At 46.6% G+C, this 17,274-nt stretch carries 14 protein-coding genes and 1 riboswitch; of the genes, 5 read left to right on the forward strand and 9 right to left on the reverse strand.

What is annotated here, in order from left to right:
* Positions 1–19 precede the first annotated feature (19 nt).
* The 4 genes from H8K32_RS03905 to H8K32_RS03920 all read left to right on the forward strand — a co-directional run bounded on the left by H8K32_RS03905 (position 20) and on the right by H8K32_RS03920 (position 6,590).
* The gene (locus H8K32_RS03905) at positions 20–1,771 is read left to right on the forward strand and encodes an ABC transporter ATP-binding protein (RefSeq protein WP_186911163.1); all 1,752 of its coding nucleotides are present in this window, start codon (positions 20–22) and stop codon (positions 1,769–1,771) included.
* Positions 1,761–3,533: an ABC transporter ATP-binding protein gene (locus tag H8K32_RS03910; protein WP_186911164.1), complete on the forward strand. Its 1,773-nt coding sequence runs from the start codon at positions 1,761–1,763 to the stop codon at positions 3,531–3,533. The genes H8K32_RS03905 and H8K32_RS03910 overlap by 11 nt, the downstream gene beginning before the upstream one ends.
* A 9-nt stretch (positions 3,534–3,542) precedes the next feature.
* On the forward strand, positions 3,543–5,807 hold the full coding sequence (locus H8K32_RS03915; protein ID WP_186911165.1) for a penicillin-binding protein 1A: 2,265 nt from the start codon (positions 3,543–3,545) through the stop codon (positions 5,805–5,807).
* 261 nt (positions 5,808–6,068) lie between these two features.
* A complete protein-coding gene (locus tag H8K32_RS03920; RefSeq protein ID WP_186911166.1) occupies positions 6,069–6,590 on the forward strand; it encodes a hypothetical protein in 522 nt (173 codons plus the stop codon).
* 148 nt (positions 6,591–6,738) lie between these two features.
* Here the strand turns inward: H8K32_RS03920 and metC are convergent, their stop codons facing one another.
* Positions 6,739–7,944 (reverse strand): cystathionine beta-lyase, encoded by a 1,206-nt coding sequence (gene metC, locus H8K32_RS03925; protein WP_186911167.1) that lies wholly within the window; start codon positions 7,942–7,944, stop codon positions 6,739–6,741.
* Between the two features lie 155 nt (positions 7,945–8,099).
* On the opposite strand from metC, the gene H8K32_RS03930 reads away from it, so the two are divergent.
* Positions 8,100–8,582 (forward strand): Lrp/AsnC family transcriptional regulator, encoded by a 483-nt coding sequence (locus H8K32_RS03930; protein ID WP_186911168.1) that lies wholly within the window; start codon positions 8,100–8,102, stop codon positions 8,580–8,582.
* 32 nt (positions 8,583–8,614) lie between these two features.
* On the opposite strand, the gene H8K32_RS03935 is transcribed toward H8K32_RS03930, so the two are convergent.
* From H8K32_RS03935 to H8K32_RS03970, 8 genes are all read right to left on the reverse strand, one after another.
* Positions 8,615–9,397: an oxygen-binding di-iron domain-containing protein gene (locus H8K32_RS03935; protein ID WP_246447100.1), complete on the reverse strand. Its 783-nt coding sequence runs from the start codon at positions 9,395–9,397 to the stop codon at positions 8,615–8,617.
* A 190-nt stretch (positions 9,398–9,587) separates the two neighbouring features.
* Positions 9,588–10,751, reverse strand: coding sequence for a hypothetical protein (locus H8K32_RS03940; RefSeq protein WP_186911169.1), 1,164 nt, complete (start codon positions 10,749–10,751; stop codon positions 9,588–9,590).
* A gap of 35 nt (positions 10,752–10,786) precedes the next feature.
* Complete coding sequence (locus tag H8K32_RS03945; protein WP_246447102.1) at positions 10,787–11,197, reverse strand: type 2 periplasmic-binding domain-containing protein; 411 nt, start codon at positions 11,195–11,197, stop codon at positions 10,787–10,789.
* A gap of 417 nt (positions 11,198–11,614) precedes the next feature.
* Positions 11,615–12,442, reverse strand: a complete 828-nt coding sequence (metF, locus tag H8K32_RS03950; RefSeq protein WP_186911170.1) for a methylenetetrahydrofolate reductase [NAD(P)H] — start codon at positions 12,440–12,442, stop codon at positions 11,615–11,617.
* A complete protein-coding gene (locus H8K32_RS03955; protein ID WP_186911171.1) occupies positions 12,442–12,783 on the reverse strand; it encodes a phage holin family protein in 342 nt (113 codons plus the stop codon). The genes metF and H8K32_RS03955 overlap by 1 nt, the downstream gene beginning before the upstream one ends.
* A 70-nt stretch (positions 12,784–12,853) precedes the next feature.
* Entirely contained in the window at positions 12,854–14,263 is a 1,410-nt protein-coding gene (gene ahcY, locus H8K32_RS03960) for an adenosylhomocysteinase (protein ID WP_186911172.1), read from the reverse strand.
* Positions 14,264–14,302: 39 nt separating this feature from the next.
* Positions 14,303–14,451, reverse strand: a riboswitch (S-adenosyl-L-homocysteine riboswitch).
* A 252-nt stretch (positions 14,452–14,703) separates the two neighbouring features.
* On the reverse strand, positions 14,704–15,246 hold the full coding sequence (locus H8K32_RS03965; RefSeq protein WP_186911173.1) for an adenine phosphoribosyltransferase: 543 nt from the start codon (positions 15,244–15,246) through the stop codon (positions 14,704–14,706).
* A gap of 33 nt (positions 15,247–15,279) precedes the next feature.
* The gene (locus H8K32_RS03970; RefSeq protein ID WP_186911174.1) at positions 15,280–17,271 is read right to left on the reverse strand and encodes a monovalent cation:proton antiporter family protein; all 1,992 of its coding nucleotides are present in this window, start codon (positions 17,269–17,271) and stop codon (positions 15,280–15,282) included.
* Positions 17,272–17,274 lie beyond the last annotated feature (3 nt).

Raw genomic sequence — 17,274 nt, forward strand, 5'->3', positions numbered from 1 at the left:
TTTTTATTTAAGAATTGACATGACACTGTTTCAACTACTCAGAGAATTCATACGGCGTCACTGGCAACATTATTGTGCTGCTGGTGCCATGTTGCTGGCTGTTGCGGTCATGACAGTCTTAATTCCGCGGCGTGTCGGTGCGGTAATTGATGGCATGGTGAATCATCAACTAGATCAGCACGGCTTACTGGAACAGCTCGCCTACTTACTGTTGATGGGCGTTGCTATTTACTTTCTACGGGTTGGCTGGCGCATGCAATTATTCACAGCGTCGTATCAGCTTGGCGCAGAATTAAGAACCCGCTTATATCAACGACTGAGTTTACAAGGACAAAGTTTTTTCCAACAACAACGCACCGGCGATTTAATGGCTTTGGGAACCAATGATGCTGATGCGATCGAATTGGCGTCAGGTGAAGCCGCGCTGGCTGGTTTTGATGGCTCGTTAACTTTTGCGCTGGTGATCGGCATGATGTTGCTCGGCGTTGATTGGCGACTAGCTTTGGTGGCGTTATTACCCTTCCCTTTAATGGCCTGGGCCTTTAAACGTATTACTCACCATGTCCATGAAGCTTCACGTGATTCACTCGACCGTTTCAGCAAACTCAATGATCAAGTGCAAGAAACCCTGGCCGGGGTTCGCACTTTACGCGCTCTGGGTCTGGAACAACGCAGCGCCAGTCAATTTGCCGAATTGGCAGAAAACGCTGCCAATGCAAGCTTATCTGCCCAACGTTGGGAAGCCGCCTATGAACCGGCGGTCGGTATTACTTTGACCTCGGCTGGCGCACTAACGCTGGCAATGGGCGGCTATCTGGTATGGCACGGTGAAATGAGCATCGGCATGCTGACCAGTTTTACGATGTATCTTGGGCAGCTGATCTGGCCGATGTTTGCTGCTGGCTGGGTGTTATCCCTGTTAGAACGCGGCAAAGCAGCCTGGAACCGTTTAGAGCCTGTGTTGAATATGGAATTATCGATAGAAGATCATGGCACAGTGACGCAAGCACCAAACGGTGTTGTTAGCTTACAGCACATTCACTTTTCTTATCCCTCGCAATCACGCGCTGCACTCGATGATGTTTCAGTATCGATTATCCCGGGCAAAACTTTGGGCATCGTCGGTCCGACTGGCGCAGGTAAATCCAGCATCATCAAATTATTATTACGCCAGATAGAAACCACGCAAGGTCAGGTCGTCTGGGGTGAGCATGCGATCGCCGATTATCGGTTGCAGACCTTGCGTTCAGCAATCAACTGGGTCGCACAAGAACCATTTTTATTTTCCGCTTCCATTGCAGAAAATATTGCCCTTGCCAGACCAGGTGCGACGCGTGCAGAGATTATGCATGCAGCAAATCTGGCCTCAGTGCACGATGACATCATTCGTTTCCCTCAGGGCTATGACACGCCTGTCGGCGAACGCGGCGTGACTTTATCCGGTGGGCAGCGCCAACGGGTCGCCATCGCCCGTGCATTACTCACCGATAGCCCGCTGTTGCTGCTCGACGATGCGCTATCTGCGGTTGATACGGAAACCGAAAGCCGCATACTTCAACATCTGACCACGCTACGTAAAGAACAAAGCAACCGTAGCGCTGTTATTGTCAGCCATCGCCTGAGTGCGGTTGCCAATGCGGATCATATTTTGGTCTTACGAGATGGAAAAATTACTGAACAAGGAACCCATGCCGAACTGCTGGCGGCAAAACATTGGTACGCCGCACAATGGCGCTATCAGCAATTGGAGGCAAGTTTAAATGCCGCGTGATATGCAGGTCTCCGAACCAAAAACACCGCCATCAGAAAAGAAAATGGCCGTGCAATTACTGCTGGAATCAGCACGTCCCGAAAAATCGCAGGTCATCTGGGGCATCCTCTTTTTACTGATCGCGGCAGGTCTGGAAGCACTTGGTCCTCTGCTAGGCAAAGCCTTCATTGATCGCTATCTGTTACCGCATCAAATGGATATGCAAGTTGTTGCTGGTTTGTTGTGTGCTTACGTGATCACAGGCTGGGGCGCTACCTGGCTGCGCTATTTGCAATTAACCCGACTGGCTGGCGTTGCGATGCGCTCTGTACGCCGGTTGCGTGAACGAGTGTATGGACATGTGTTACGCCTGCCGATGGCATTTTTTGATAAAGCCATGACCGGCCAATTAGTCAGCCGCGTCACGAACGATACTGAGGCTGTCAAAAATTTGTATGTACAGGTTTTGTTTGTAATGCTCGATAGTTCTATCGTCGTTATCGGCGCCTTAGCAGCAATGGCTTGGTTGGACTGGCGTTTGATGTTGATCGTGACGATGCTGATACCTGCCGTGGTGATTATCGTCTGGTTTTATCAACGCTGGAGCGCACCAGCCGTCAGCAAAGCACGACAATTGCGCAGCGAGATCAATGCGCAGGTCGCTGAAAGTATTAGCGGCATGAGCGCATTGCAAGCGAGCAATGCAGAGCAACGTTTTGACGAACGTTTTACCACGACCAATCAATTACATTACCGCGCCAGATTGGATGAACTCAGAGCAAATGCGTGGTTACTGCGTCCGGCTTTGGATTTCTTAAATTCAGTCTTGCTGGTGGTCGTCATTTATTGCTTTGGTCAGCGCAGTTTGTCCGGCATCGAAGTCGGTATTTTGTATGCCTTTGTCAGCTATATTGCACGGGTGGTTGATCCGCTGATTCAAATCACTTTGCAATTCGGACAAATACAACAAGCAGTGGTTTCTGCGGCGCGCGTCAATACCTTGTTGCATGAACCACTTGCGCACTCGGCACCGACCAACGCGCTGATGGAATCTGGTGAAGTACACATTTCTCACCTGACGTTTGGCTATGCACCAACGCACCCGGTTTTGCATGACATTAATTTATTTATTCCTTCTGGCTCTTTTTTTGGTATCGTCGGTCATACTGGTAGTGGAAAATCGACACTCATGAGTTTATTACTGCGCTTTTACACGGCACAATCCGGCAGCATCACCATTGATGGTCGCAGTATTGCTGATTTTTCAGATGAGCATTTCCGCGCCAGCGTAGGACTGGTTCCGCAAGAACCATTTTTGCTCGCCGCCAGTGCAAGAGAAAACATCACGATGGGCAGAGACATCAGTGAAGCGGATGTGATTGAAGCAGCCAAAGCTGCGCATGTACACAACTTAATCCTGCAACTGGAACAAGGCTACGATACCCCATTAGGTGAAGGTGGTGCACGCTTGTCTACTGGTCAAAAACAATTGATCGCCATCGCCCGTGCGCTGGCAGGCAAACCAAGAATTTTATTTCTTGATGAAGCCACTTCACACATCGATAGTGAAACCGAACAAATTGTACAGATTGCCTTAAGCGAGTTACGCCATCAAGTCACAATCATTGCCATCGCCCATAGACTGTCGACCATCCGCGACGCGGATTGCATCGTCGTGTTAAACCACGGCAAATTGGCAGAACGTGGCAAGCATCAGGAATTGATGCAAATTGATCGGGGCATCTATCAAAAACTGTATTTGCTGCAAACCCTGGAAGAATAAGGAAAACGAATGAAATTGATACTCGCCCTGGCGGCGTTCATTGGCGCGATGCTAATCGCAACTGCAGCTTATGTATTTTTGGTGCTCGCACCTGATTTGCCAGCACTCGATGCAATCACTTATTATCAACCCAAAATACCACTACGCATTTACACCGCTGACAATGCCTTGATTGGCGAGTTTGGTGAAGAGCACCGCGATTTTGTGCCAATTAAAGACATTCCTGATGTGATGAAAAATGCGTTGTTGTCGATTGAAGACGCGCGCTTTTATGAACATCACGGTGTTGATTTCATTGGTGCCGGACGCGCACTTGTTGCCGATCTTGGCGGTGGCTTTCACCAGGGAGCCTCCACCATTACGATGCAAGTAGCACGCAATTTTTTCCTGTCCCAAGAAAAAACGATCACGCGTAAAATCAAAGAAATTTTATTAACGTTCAGAATTGAAGCAGCCCTGAATAAAGATCAGATTTTAGAACTGTATATGAACCAGATTTATCTGGGACAGAGAACACATGGTTTTTCCAGTGCCGCGAAAACCTACTTCGGCAAACCACTCAATCAAGTCACGCTTGCTGAGGCAGCGATGTTGGCGGGCATACCGCAAAATCCTGTGCGCCATAATCCGGCGGTCAATTTTCAGCGTGCCAAGCAAAGGCAAATGCTCGTACTAAAAAGCATGCTCAATAAAGGAATGATTACTGAAGCGCAATTTGATGAAGCAAGCCACGAACATCTGACCGTCACTGGCAAACAAATATATGACGCGCATGCGGACTATGTCGCAGAAATGGTACGCCAGAACATCGTCGCTGAATATAAAGATGCTGCGTACACCTCTGGCATCAAAGTCTATACGACACTGCTCAAAGCTGATCAGGATGCTGCCTATGAAGCGGTGCGTAAAAATATTATGGATTACGACCAGCGCCACGGCTATCGTGGTCCGGAAGCCTTCATTACCTTGCCAGCGGATGAAGACGAACGTGATGATGCGATCGATGAAGTACTCAAAAAACATCCGGCCAACGATAAGCTGATTGCAGCAGTGGTAACCAATGCCAGCAGCAAAGTGGTGCAAGCTGAAACAGCCTCTGGTGAAAATATAGAAATCAATGGTGACGGCTTGCGTTTTGCAAATAGCGCTCTCCAAAGCAAAGCTAAATCAGATTTGAAGATTATTCCAGGTGCCATCATTCGCGTGATTCAAGACGCTAAAATGCGTTGGAGCATCACGCAATTGCCAGAGGTCGAAGGAGCGTATGTATCACTGAATGCACAAACCGGCGCCTACCGTGCATTGGTTGGCGGTTTCGATTTCAATCGAAAAAAATTCAATCATGTGACCAGCGCCTTTCGTCAACCTGGCTCCAGTATTAAGCCATTTATTTATTCTGCGGCACTGGAAAAAGGTTACTCTCCGGCGACATTAATCAACGACGTACAACTATCTTCAACGACAGAAGAATCCCTCAAATGGGATCCCCGCAATGATGATGGCAAGTATGATGGCCCGGTCACTATGCGTAGCGCTTTAGCACAATCGAAGAACGTGGTCTCAGTCAGGATCTTAAAAAATATCGGCGTCAACACAGCGCTCGAATGGTTACCACATTTTGGATTCAGTAAAGATAAACATCCTAATAACCTCACCCTGGCGCTCGGTACCGGACAAGTCACACCAGTCCAACTTGCCACTGGTTATGCCGTGTTTGCGAACGGTGGCTATCAGATTACACCTTGGTTAATCAGCAAAATCACCGATGCACGTGGTAAGGTACTAAGTGAAACCAAAGCCCCTGCCGTAGCGCAGGATAGTGATCGTGTTATCGATAGTCGAAATGCGTTTATCACCGACAGTATGCTGCGTGAGGTCGCTTTACGTGGCACGGGTGCCGCCGCTGATCAGAAATTAGGCAGACACGATATTGCAGGCAAAACCGGTACCAGTAGTGAAGCAGTAGACGGTTGGTTTGCCGGCTATGCAGACAATATCGTTGCGGTTGCATGGATGGGCTACGATGATCCTAAATCACTCGGTGGACGTGAGTTTGGTGCGACCTTAGCTTTGCCAATCTGGATCGACAGTATGCGCGTCAGCCTCGCAGGAAAGCCAGAAACCCAAAGAAATGCGCCGGAAGGTGTGAGCAATGTCGAGGGCGATTGGATGTACACCGAATTTCTTAATGGCGCCGGAGTCAAAGGCGTCGATTTAGATGAAGCTAGTGCTGCAACACCGGCGGCCTCGACCGGACAAGCAGTGACACCATAACCAGCAAAAAAAAAGCCCGCAGCGTTAAATCTGCGGGCAAATATCCTGACCTTTGGAGGAGAAGCAGTAGGATGGCGTCATGATACTCAACAGGCATGACAAGAATATGACAATTGTCGGCAGCGCTTATCAAAAATACCTGCTAAACAATTTCCCAAATACATTTCACGAATTACGACCTAATTCCCCCTTTGTTCCCTGCCTTGGTTTAACTCGTCCATTTGTACACTATCCCTGATAAAACTACACTCAGGGCGAGCCATGTCGACCGGATACCGCAATTACCGTACCCTCCCTCAAGAACCAAAATTCTTGCACGGCACGCCGGGGAGCATCTATATTTTGCAAAATGACGGCTTGCGTCCAGGCTTATTCAGGATCGGTGCTACACGCCGCTCTGGCGTATCTAAGGCAATGGAATTTAATCGCGATATGCAGAATATGCTACCGGGAAGCTATGAATGCGTATTTGAACTGCATACCAAAGATTGCGGTGCCGCATTAGATGCCATCACGCAAAAATTTTCACTGTGCCGTCATGGCAAAAAAAACCTAGATTTTTACCAACTCGATCTTGAAGAAGCCAGCAATACGATAATGAGCATCATCGCTGACATCAATAACCTGGCGATTGAAAGAGCAAGATCCCGCCAACAGCATGCCCCAGAATTAATGCGCCATTTGTTACCAGAGTTGCCAGATTCAGAACCAGCAAATAACCCTAGCTTCACCCAACCACCGCCAAGCTTTTTGAGAAAAGCATTTGAATGGGTTGCGAGTTAAGCCGGTTAATATTTTTCTCGCAATTAAAAAGGGAGAAAATCGTCAAACGATTTTTCTCCCATTTTTGCATTTTAAGCGGCGTTTTTAAGTCAGAATGGCGGCCCGCACCCGACCTACAAACGCTCGTCTTTTCTGCATGGTTTTATATTTAAGCAACCTGCGCCATCGTCGGCAAAGCACGCAAAGCACTAAAGCCAACTTCCAGATCAGCTAACAAATCTTCTACGGCTTCCAGACCAACGTGCAAGCGCAGCATTGGTGCAGTCCATTTTTCTGCATTGATGGTGCGGTAATTTGATGGGCAAGTCGGCAAAATCAGGCTCTCGTAACCGCCCCAGCTAAAACCGATACCGAACAAGCGCGTACGGTCAATCAATTCTGCCACCTGCTGCTTCGTCACATCACGATGGAAAACTGCACCCATTAAACCGCATGCATATTCGGGGCGGAAATCACGTTTCCATAATTCGTGCCCTGCTGTGCCTTCCATCGGTGGATACAATACTTCGGCGACTTCTGGTTGTGATTGCAACCAACGTGCCACAACTTTTGCGCTTTCGCGATGTACTGCCAGGCGTGCTGCCATGGTACGCAAACCACGCAAAGCTAAAGCGGCATCATCACCACCGATTGACATACCCAATTGCTTGTAGGTATCGCGTACACGATGTTGCAAAGCTTCATTCGTCAAAATTGCACCCATTAATGCATCCGAATGACCGACGATGTATTTAGTAGCAGCGTGGATAGACACATCAATACCGAGTTCAAACGATGCCCAACCAATTGGGGTCGCCCAGGTACTATCTGAAACCACAACGGCACCACCTGCATGAGCAACGGTTGCGATAGCGGGAATATCTTGCACTTCAAATGTTAAAGAACCAGGAGACTCCACAAAAACAACTTTGGTATTTGGCTGCATCAGCGCGGAGATTCCTGCACCAATCAAAGGATCGTAGTAAGTCGTCGATATGCCATTTTGTTTCAATAGGCCTTCACAAAATTGGCGTGTTGGATCATAAGTAGTATCGACCATCAGCAAATGGTCGCCAGGCTTCAATAAGGCCAACAGGGTCGTTGTAATTGCGGAGAGACCTGAAGGTGTCAACATACACGCTGCGGCGCCTTCTGCCGCGCATAAAGCCTGTTCCAGCGCCATGGTCGTTTCGGTGGCGTGACGCGCATATACGCGGCGTGTGCCATTGGCTTCTTGCAAAGCGGCGCAATCAGGGAACAACATGGTCGATGCGCGAACCAGCGGCGGATTCACCGGACCGTGATGATCTTTGCCTTTACGGCCAGCATGGGTCAGACGGGTCGCAGTTTGCAGATGGAATTCGTGCTTGTTCATGATTGCTCCTGGTACATAATTATTCTGATATTGAGACTTAGCCAGTGTTGCTAAGCAGACAGGACTCCATCGTAACAATCATGAGCAGAAATTTTTTACTAAATATTTTATAAAAACATGGTATTTTTAGAAAAATTTTCTAATATAGTGAAATCATGGATAAAAAAGATCTAGAAATTCTCCATTTTCTACAAAAGGATGCATCAATTGCATTATCGGATCTGGCACAAGCAGTACATCTATCAGTGACGCCCTGTTGGCGACGTTTGCAGAAACTGCAAGATGAAGGTGTGATTCGTCAGCAAGTAGTTCTCTGCGACCCGGTCAAACTCAATCTCGGGCTTACCGTGATGGTTACACTCAAAGCTGCGCAACATAATGAGAAATGGATGCAGAAATTTATCGGCGGCGTCAAAGACATTCCGGAAATTGTCGAAATTTTGCGGATGAGCGGTGATATTGATTACCTGCTCAAAGTCCATGTGCCTGACATGGCAGGCTTTGATCAGGTATACAAAAAATTAGTGAAGGTCGCTGACTTGCAGGATGTCAGTTCCAGTTTTGTCATGGAAGTGATTAAGAGTACGACCGCATTGCCGCTCGATTATGCGATTCTGAAACAAGCACGTGGAAGTTAATTACCAACTTCCACGCCGTCGGGATGGCTGTATCAGCCGCGGAAACGGTAATGTTCTTGCGTGAACAAATCGATCCCGCATTGCAGATTTTCTATCCAATCCAGAAATGCGTGAATCGCTTCTTTGCCAACAAAATAGCGCCCATGTTGCGGTACCATCATGTCAATATCCATCTCTCGGACCATGTTTGCCCATAGACGGCAAACTTTATTGGACACCATGTAACGCTTGTGGAAGCCACTCATGGTATGGAGTTCCTGGAAAAAATCTTCTTTGGTACGCATAGGCTTCTGGATATCATTTGCATCCACCATCGATGCGCCCATATCTCCTGAAAATAAAATTTTGGATTTGCTATCGTAAAATTGAAAATTACCTTCCGCATGCAAAAAATGCGCAGGTACGGCGTGTATTGTTGTATCACGCAAACGTATCGGCATACCTTCATCGGGAATACCAATAATACGGCCATCAGCGCGATTCAGATTACAAAAATGTGGCACAAAACGTGACCATAATTTGGATACATACAAATTGCATTCAGTACTGAATAGCCATTTGTCTAACGCACCAATAATGTCGGGATCCTGATGCGATGCAAACAAATACTTCAGCTGTTGTTTAGGCAAATACTTGTGCATCGCCAGCACTAAAGAGTTATACGTCAGATGCCCTGATGGGTCGATCAATGCTCCTTCACCATCAGAGACAATGAGAAATTGATTGGCCTGAACAGCATGATCACCGGCATCTTTGACCAGATCATTAAACATCAAACAGATGTGTTTGCCGTCGTTAAAAAGTTCTATTGCCAATTTATCTCCCGTCTTCGATGTCGTCAAAAATATGACAATCGATTGTAGTCAGTACAGGAGTAGTAATCTTGATACAGATCAAAACGTCAGCTCAGATAATAAAATAGGTGTAATCAAACAAAAAAAACCCACTCTTTTTAAAAAGTGGGTTCGGAGATCTAACGAAAGAGTACAACAAACTGCGACAAATTTAGAATACGCCCTGTACTGCAACGGATAACAATTTGTTGTCACCAAAAAATTTGTATGGATACGTCGATTTATCTTTAGAGACGTCATACTGAATTTTTAGAGCCATATTTTTACGTACGTCCCACCGTAGCGAGAAAATTTGCGTATCCCGTCCCTCTATCGGTTGCGCCACAGTGCGATAGCGTGAGTAGGTGTACATCGGCGTAAATCCTTTGTAGTTATAACCAACTCCTACCAACGCGTACTTGTACACATTATTCAAGCCTTGTGTCTGATCAACCTGAGAAAAATGATCTACCTCAGTTTTGATCAACCAGCTTTTATAATCCATATTTGCGGACAAGCCCATAATTGTGGTTGAGGCATCATTAACCGCAGTGCTTGGACCGAGAACAGGATCGTTAATAATTTCTGTTTCTTTATGGTGCATGACCATAGCGCGTACATCAAATATACCGTTATTGACTGAAACCGAGCCGCCAAAAATGCCTTTCCAGGCATCACTGGTCGGTACCGAGTTGTTATATATATTTGAATAATAAGCGTCATTACCTTGAGTGTAGCTACCCGTCCAGACTGATACTGTAGTCGCCCAATCTGAGTCACCTAACTGCGTACGATAACTAACATTCGCACCGTTATAGGAATAAACAGGCCAGCCATACACGTCCGGTGCTGGTCTTACCCATGGATAAGCGTAACCAATATACAAATAGTCGCTGTAATAATACAAGGGAATACGAAAACGTCCGGCCTGGAAAGTCCAGTTAGAGTCCGCAGATGGCTGCCATGTCAAATATGCCCAATCCACAGTTGGCTTAGAACCTTGGTTAGGATTTTGAGAGCGAGCAACAACCTGGACAGTCGCCGATAGCGTCTGGCTGAATTCTTTTTTCAGTTGCAAGCCAACCAAAGATTCCTGATCAAATTGCCACCCTTTCGACTTCTCATAGACACCGGTATATTCCCAGTTTTGAATAGTGCACGGGCAATTATACTTTTGGTAGGTCCACGGAGCTGAGCTTCCCTGAGCTGAGCCGCTCATGACCTTTGCTCCAGTCAAATTATAAAATCCGGTGAGCTTCCAAGTTCCTTCGTCATCAAGATCGATCGCAGAAGCAAAGGCTGGAACCAGCATCAAAGCAAATAAAATTTTCTTCATTGCATATCTCCTAAAAGGTTAGTCAGTGATGTCGTTCAAGGAACGATAGCGACTACTTTTACCGTGTCATCCACAGAGGACTTGTCGATATATCCCATGGCGTTGGGAGTAGCACTGACAAACTTTTTAACTTCCGCATCCGTTTTAAATTCTTTGGGCGCTTTGGCTTTGCCCGTGAACAAAAGCTTTGACCAGATGGCTTGCACCTGCGCGGCATCTTTATCTAAGACTTTTTTGTAAAATTCTGCCCTGGCCGGAGAGTTTTCAGCCAATTCCACCGGAGCGAAGAGTGTGGAACCGCCAAGATAGAATTGCGCGACTTGCGCCAGATACATTTTGGTCGCAGGATTATCTTTATTCACAATCACGACAAGTTCAGCGTTGGCTGACATTGTGGCAAAGGAAAAAGATAACACTGGAATCAAGCAATAGAGTCTCAACTTCATTACCATTCCTCCAAAGTGAGCTGCGAAACGCAAGCACCTCTTTGCGAACACCCGCTATCACAGCAGACAGATTCCCCAAGATCGATTGATCAAAAGGTCCAAGATGTTCCGGTCTGATCGCAAAACTACATACAATCAGACTAAATGCTAATAAAACAATTTCGACAACCGGAAAATCCTCATTCCGGTCAGTACTTCACTGCTTATCCCTGTAAGAGGATGTAACACCATATTAGCCATAAGCGCAGGCAAGTAACAGGCTTATTTCAGTTCCGACCAAGAAAACAACAACAAAAATGCTGGGATAAACAACTGCTGAAAGAGTACAAATTAAAAATAAAAACGGATAGAAAAACCTTTCTATCCGTGAAAAAATCAGTCTGGAACCTTCGTATCTGAAGATCAAAATGTAGACAATTACACTAAACGTTCCCAGATCGCAGTGGTTGCAGCAGCTTGGTTGAGAGAGTAAAAATGCAATCCTGGCGCACCACCTTGTAACAATCGTTCACACATACTGGTCACAACATCGAGTCCGAACGCTTTGATCGACGCATTATCATCGCCATAACTATTGAGTTTGAGTCTTATCCAGCGAGGTATCTCAGCGCCACACATTTCCGAAAAACGTTGTAGCTGGCTGCTGTTGGTAATTGGCATAATTCCAGCAACGATCGGTGCAGTTACGCCCAATTTTTGCGCTTCTTCAACAAAACGGAAATATGCATCCGCGTTATAAAAATACTGGGTGATTGCGGCATCGGCACCCGCATTTATTTTGCGAACAAAATTGCTGAGATCATCTTGTGGCGAACGCGCCTGAGGGTGCATTTCTGGATACGCAGCCACCTCAATATGAAACCAGTTACCCGTTTCAGCACGAATAAATTCAACCAATTCAGCCGCATAGCGAAATTCACCGCCCATCCCATATCCACTCGGCAAATCGCCACGCAAAGCCACTAAGCGACGAATATCATGCGCTTGGTACTCGCGCAAAATGGTACGGATAGATTCACGTGTTCCACCAACGCAAGACAAATGTGGCGCAGCATCAAAACCTTCACGACGGATTTCGACGACGGTATCTAAAGTGCCCTGCTGTGTTGTACCGCCAGCGCCAAAAGTTACTGAAAAATATTTAGGATTCAGCGTCGCTAATTTGGCACGGGTAACACGCAACTTCTCTGTTCCCTCAACCGTTTTCGGGGGGAAAAATTCTATACTGAAATTATGCGGTTTCATTATTTTTGCAAAATAAGTGTCGAAAGTGTCCAAGAAATCACGCTATACAACAACGCACCGCCAACCGCAGCCCAAAACCCAGCAACATGGAAACCATCCACCATACTGGCAACCGCCCAGAACAACAGACCATTAATCACAAAGATAAATAAACCCATCGTAATTAAGGTGGCAGGTAAGGTCAGCAACACCAGCACTGGACGCAATACCGCATTGACCAAACCCAAAACCACCGCGACTAACAAAGCAGTTCCAAAACTATCAATCGATACCGAATGCATCAAATAAGGGATCGCCAATAAGGCGAGAGCATTGATTAACCAGGTTGCTAGCAAACGCATGAACACTCCAGACGTAAATGAGAAATAAAAAACTCCTCGTCACGCTTGGTGAAACGAGGAGTTATGTTACTTAGTAACGGTAGTGCTCAGGCTTGTATGGGCCTTCTTTGGTAACGCCGATATACGCTGCCTGCTCGTCTGTCAAAACACTCAATTGTGCGTTGAGTGTTTTTAACTGCAGACGCGCGACTTTTTCATCCAGATGCTTCGGCAAAGTGTATACGCCAACTGAATATTTATCGTTGTTCAAGAATAACTCAATTTGCGCAATGGTTTGATTAGCAAATGAAGAACTCATCACGTACGACGGATGACCAGTACCACATCCCAAATTCACCAGACGACCTTCGGCAAGCAAAATAATGCGTTTACCATCTGGGAAAACGACGTGATCAACTTGTGGCTTAATGTTTTCCCATGTGTATTTTTTCAGGGATGCAACGTCGATTTCATTGTCGAAGTGACCGATATTGCAAACGATCGCCTGGTTCTTCATCTTCACCATATGCGCGTGGCTGATGACGTGATAGTTACCCGTTGTCGTCACAAAAATATCGCCAAATTCAGCAGCGTATTCCATCGTCACAACGCGGTAACCTTCCATCGCCGCTTGCAATGCGCAGATAGGATCGATCTCTGTGACCCATACTTGTGCTGACAGAGCTCGCATCGCTTGCGCGCAACCTTTACCAACATCACCATAGCCAGCAATCACAGCCACTTTACCCGCGATCATCACGTCGGTTGCGCGCTTGATACCATCCACCAGAGACTCACGGCAGCCGTACAGGTTATCGAACTTCGATTTTGTGACTGAATCATTGACGTTAATCGCCGGGAAAGCGAGTTTGCCTTCTTTGTGCATTTGATACAAACGATGCACGCCAGTGGTAGTTTCTTCTGTTACGCCCTTGATTGCCGCAAGACGTTTGGAATACCAATCCGGCTCATTTTTCAAATGAGATTTGATCGCATTAAACAAGCAGATCTCTTCTTCTGACCCTGGATTATCGAGTACAGAAATATCTTTTTCAGCGCGAGTGCCGAGATGCAGCAACAATGTCGCATCGCCGCCGTCATCGAGAATCATGTTGGAGTAACCGCCGTCAGTCCATTCAAAAATACGGTGTGTGAATTCCCAGTATTCATCCAGGTTTTCACCTTTGAACGCGAACACTGGTGTGCCGCCTGCTGCGATTGCTGCAGCGGCGTGATCTTGTGTAGAGTAAATATTGCAGGAAGCCCAACGAACCTGTGCACCTAATGCATTGAGTGTTTCGATCAGTACGGCGGTCTGGATCGTCATGTGCAAAGAACCAGTGATACGCGCACCTTTTAACGGTTGGCTGGCAGCAAATTCTTCACGAATTGCCATTAAACCTGGCATTTCGGTTTCAGCAATTTGAATTTCTTTACGGCCCCAGCCGGCGAGACTAATGTCGGCAACGAGGTAATCTTGATGGGATGTTTGGGTAGTCATGATGGTGGCGTTCTCACGCCCTCCTTTCAATTGAAAAAAGTAACGTGAGCGCAGTTGTGGCAAGCGAAACCCGAAATATTCTCATTCTTCACATCAAAATTGATAAAAAGAAACCAAAACACACGGAAAACGCCTTTGACTCCAAGCCTGGCGAGAAAGTGATTCTCGTCGCAACGCTCCTTGGAAGATTTGAAGTATAGCGCAGCTTCTGCATTTTTGCATACGCCAGATGCTGCGCAATTAGCGATGTTTCAATCGGAGTCAACAATGACGTTCAATCAGCGCAAAAAACATCTGAACGATCAATTGCATTTTGTCATTACAATTATAAAAAAGCGATGTTCGTGATTGACTTTCCTACCAGAAATAACCTCTCGGACAAAAAAATACCTGATTCACGGTCAGGTATTTTTATGTGTCCAGGAAAATCTTAAGGCAAATCAATGCCCTTCGAAATTACATACAGTGAACAAAGGCAAACCACTGTCCTTAATGATTTTAGAACCGCCTAATTCTGGCAAGTCGACAATCACTGCGCCTTCAACCACCGTTGCGCCCAAACGCTCTAGCAATTTCTTACCTGCCATCATGGTGCCACCAGTTGCAATCAGATCATCGATCAACACCACGCGATCCCCTGCTTTGCAAGCATCGGCATGCAGTTCCACCGTTGCACTACCGTATTCAAGTTCGTATTGTTCGGAAACAGTGTGGAAAGGTAATTTGCCTTTTTTGCGAATAGGCACAAAACCCAAATTCAATTCATAAGCCAATACCGAACCGATAATGAATCCACGCGCGTCCAGACCCGCGACGACATCTATTTTTTCATCCATATAGCGATGTACAAACATATCGATCAAGACGCGAAATACCTTAGGATTCTGCAACAAGGGAGTGATATCACGGAACATCACACCTTCTTGCGGCCAGTTTGGCACGGTGCGGATATGTTGTTTAATGTATTCGGATGGATTTAACATCGCCAGATGTCCTTCAATTTTAAAAATAACCCGCTATTTTAACAGCCGCGCCTCTGCTCTAGCGACTGCTTCTGATGTACCGCGCAAAACTAATACATCACCGACCTGCAAGATAAGGGAATTTGTTAACTCAACCCGATTCTTGCCACGCCGGATTGCCTGTACATCTACGTCCAGTTCGGACAAGCGTAATTCGGGCAATAGTTTTCCGATAAACTGAGATTTATTGCTCAAAACGACAGTATGCAAACGAATTTGCATATGTTCAGGACTATCGGTCGCATCACTAATACCGTGGAAGAAACCGCGTAAGGACTCATAACGTGCATCGCGTGCCGCTTGTACCCGATGCACCACACGTCGCAATGGAACCCCGAGCAAAACCAGAGCATGAGAAGCCAGCATCAGACTGCCTTCCATGAGCTCAGGCACCACTTCTGTCGCCCCGGCCGCCTTCAGTTTGTCCAGATCGCTATCATCATGGCTACGAACAATCACTGGCAAACTTGGGTTCATCTCAGTAACGAAATGCAAAATTTTCAATGCCGACGCAGTACTTGTGTAGGTGACGACTAACGCTGCGGCACGATTAATCCCGGCGGCCATCAGGCTTTCACGTCGCGCAGCATCGCCATACGACACATTATCACCAGCAATTTGCGCTTCCTGCACGCGATCTGGATCCAGATCTAGTGCGTGGTAGTCAATTTTTTCTTCAGTCAGCAGACGCGCCAGACTTTGGCCGCTACGTCCAAAACCCGCAATGATCACGTGCTTTTTGGCGGTCATTGTCCGTGCTGCGATCTGCGTCAGTGCAAGAGATTGCATCATCCACTCATTGGCAGAGAACTTCATCACTATTGCATCCGATTTTGCCAAAATAAATGGCGATGCAAGCATAGACAAGACCATCGCTGCCAAAATAATTTGCATTAAGTTAGGATCAATCAAATGCAAATCACCAGTCTGACTCAGTAAAACAAAGCCAAATTCACCAGCTTGCGCCAATGCAAGACCAGTGCGTAAAGACACGCTGGTCGAGTTACCAAAGACTTTTGCTAAACCAGTGATTAGTACTAATTTAAGCAATATGGGAACGATAAACAACAATAACACCATCCAGATATTACTTAACACCACTCCTAAATTCAGCATCATACCTATTGTGATGAAGAATAACCCCAGTAACACGTCACGAAACGGTTTGATATCTTCTTCCACCTGATGCCGGTATTCCGTCTCTGAAATCAACATACCTGCAACAAAAGCACCGAGCGCCATGGATAAACCTGCTTTCTCTGTGAGCCACGCGGCGCCCAAGGTGACAAACAACAGATTGAGCATGAATAATTCTTGCGAACGCCGTTTGACTACAATTTTGAACCAGGTACGCATGATCTTTTGTCCAATGAACAATAAGATCAGCAAAGCCAATATCGCCTTAGCTCCTGCCCAGCCCAAGGTTTGCAAAATATCGCCGGAATGAGACGCCAGTGCTGGTACAAGAATCAATAGAGGTACTACCGCCAGATCCTGAAATAACAAAACGCTGATAATCTGACGTCCATGCAAGCTTTCTAATTCCAGGCGTTCTGTGAGCATTTTCGAGACAATTGCCGTGGAAGACATCGCCAGCGCGCCACCTAAAGCAAATGAAGCCTCCCAGCCTATCCGGAAAAACTGAGGTAACCATGTAGACGCCGCCCATGCAGCCAACATACTGACAACGACTGTCACAAATACCTGCGCCAAACCAAGTCCGAACACAGCTCTTCGCATTGCCATGAGCTTTGCCAGAGAAAATTCCAGTCCGATAGAGAACATCAGAAAAACTACGCCAAATTCAGCCAACTCATGGGTAACTACACCATCTTCTGCGACTTTAAGACCGAATGGGCCAATCAAAATACCAACGGTCAAATAACCTAAAATCGGTGGCAATTGCAACATGCGAAAAGCCACCACACCGAGCACGGCGGCGGCTAACAAAGCTAAAGTGATATCAAGCGCGTTCATAACTGACATTAT

It is taken from the genome of Cognatundibacterium jejuense (assembly GCF_014284255.1).
Taxonomy (GTDB): Bacteria; Pseudomonadota; Gammaproteobacteria; order Burkholderiales; family Burkholderiaceae_D; genus Undibacterium; species Undibacterium jejuense.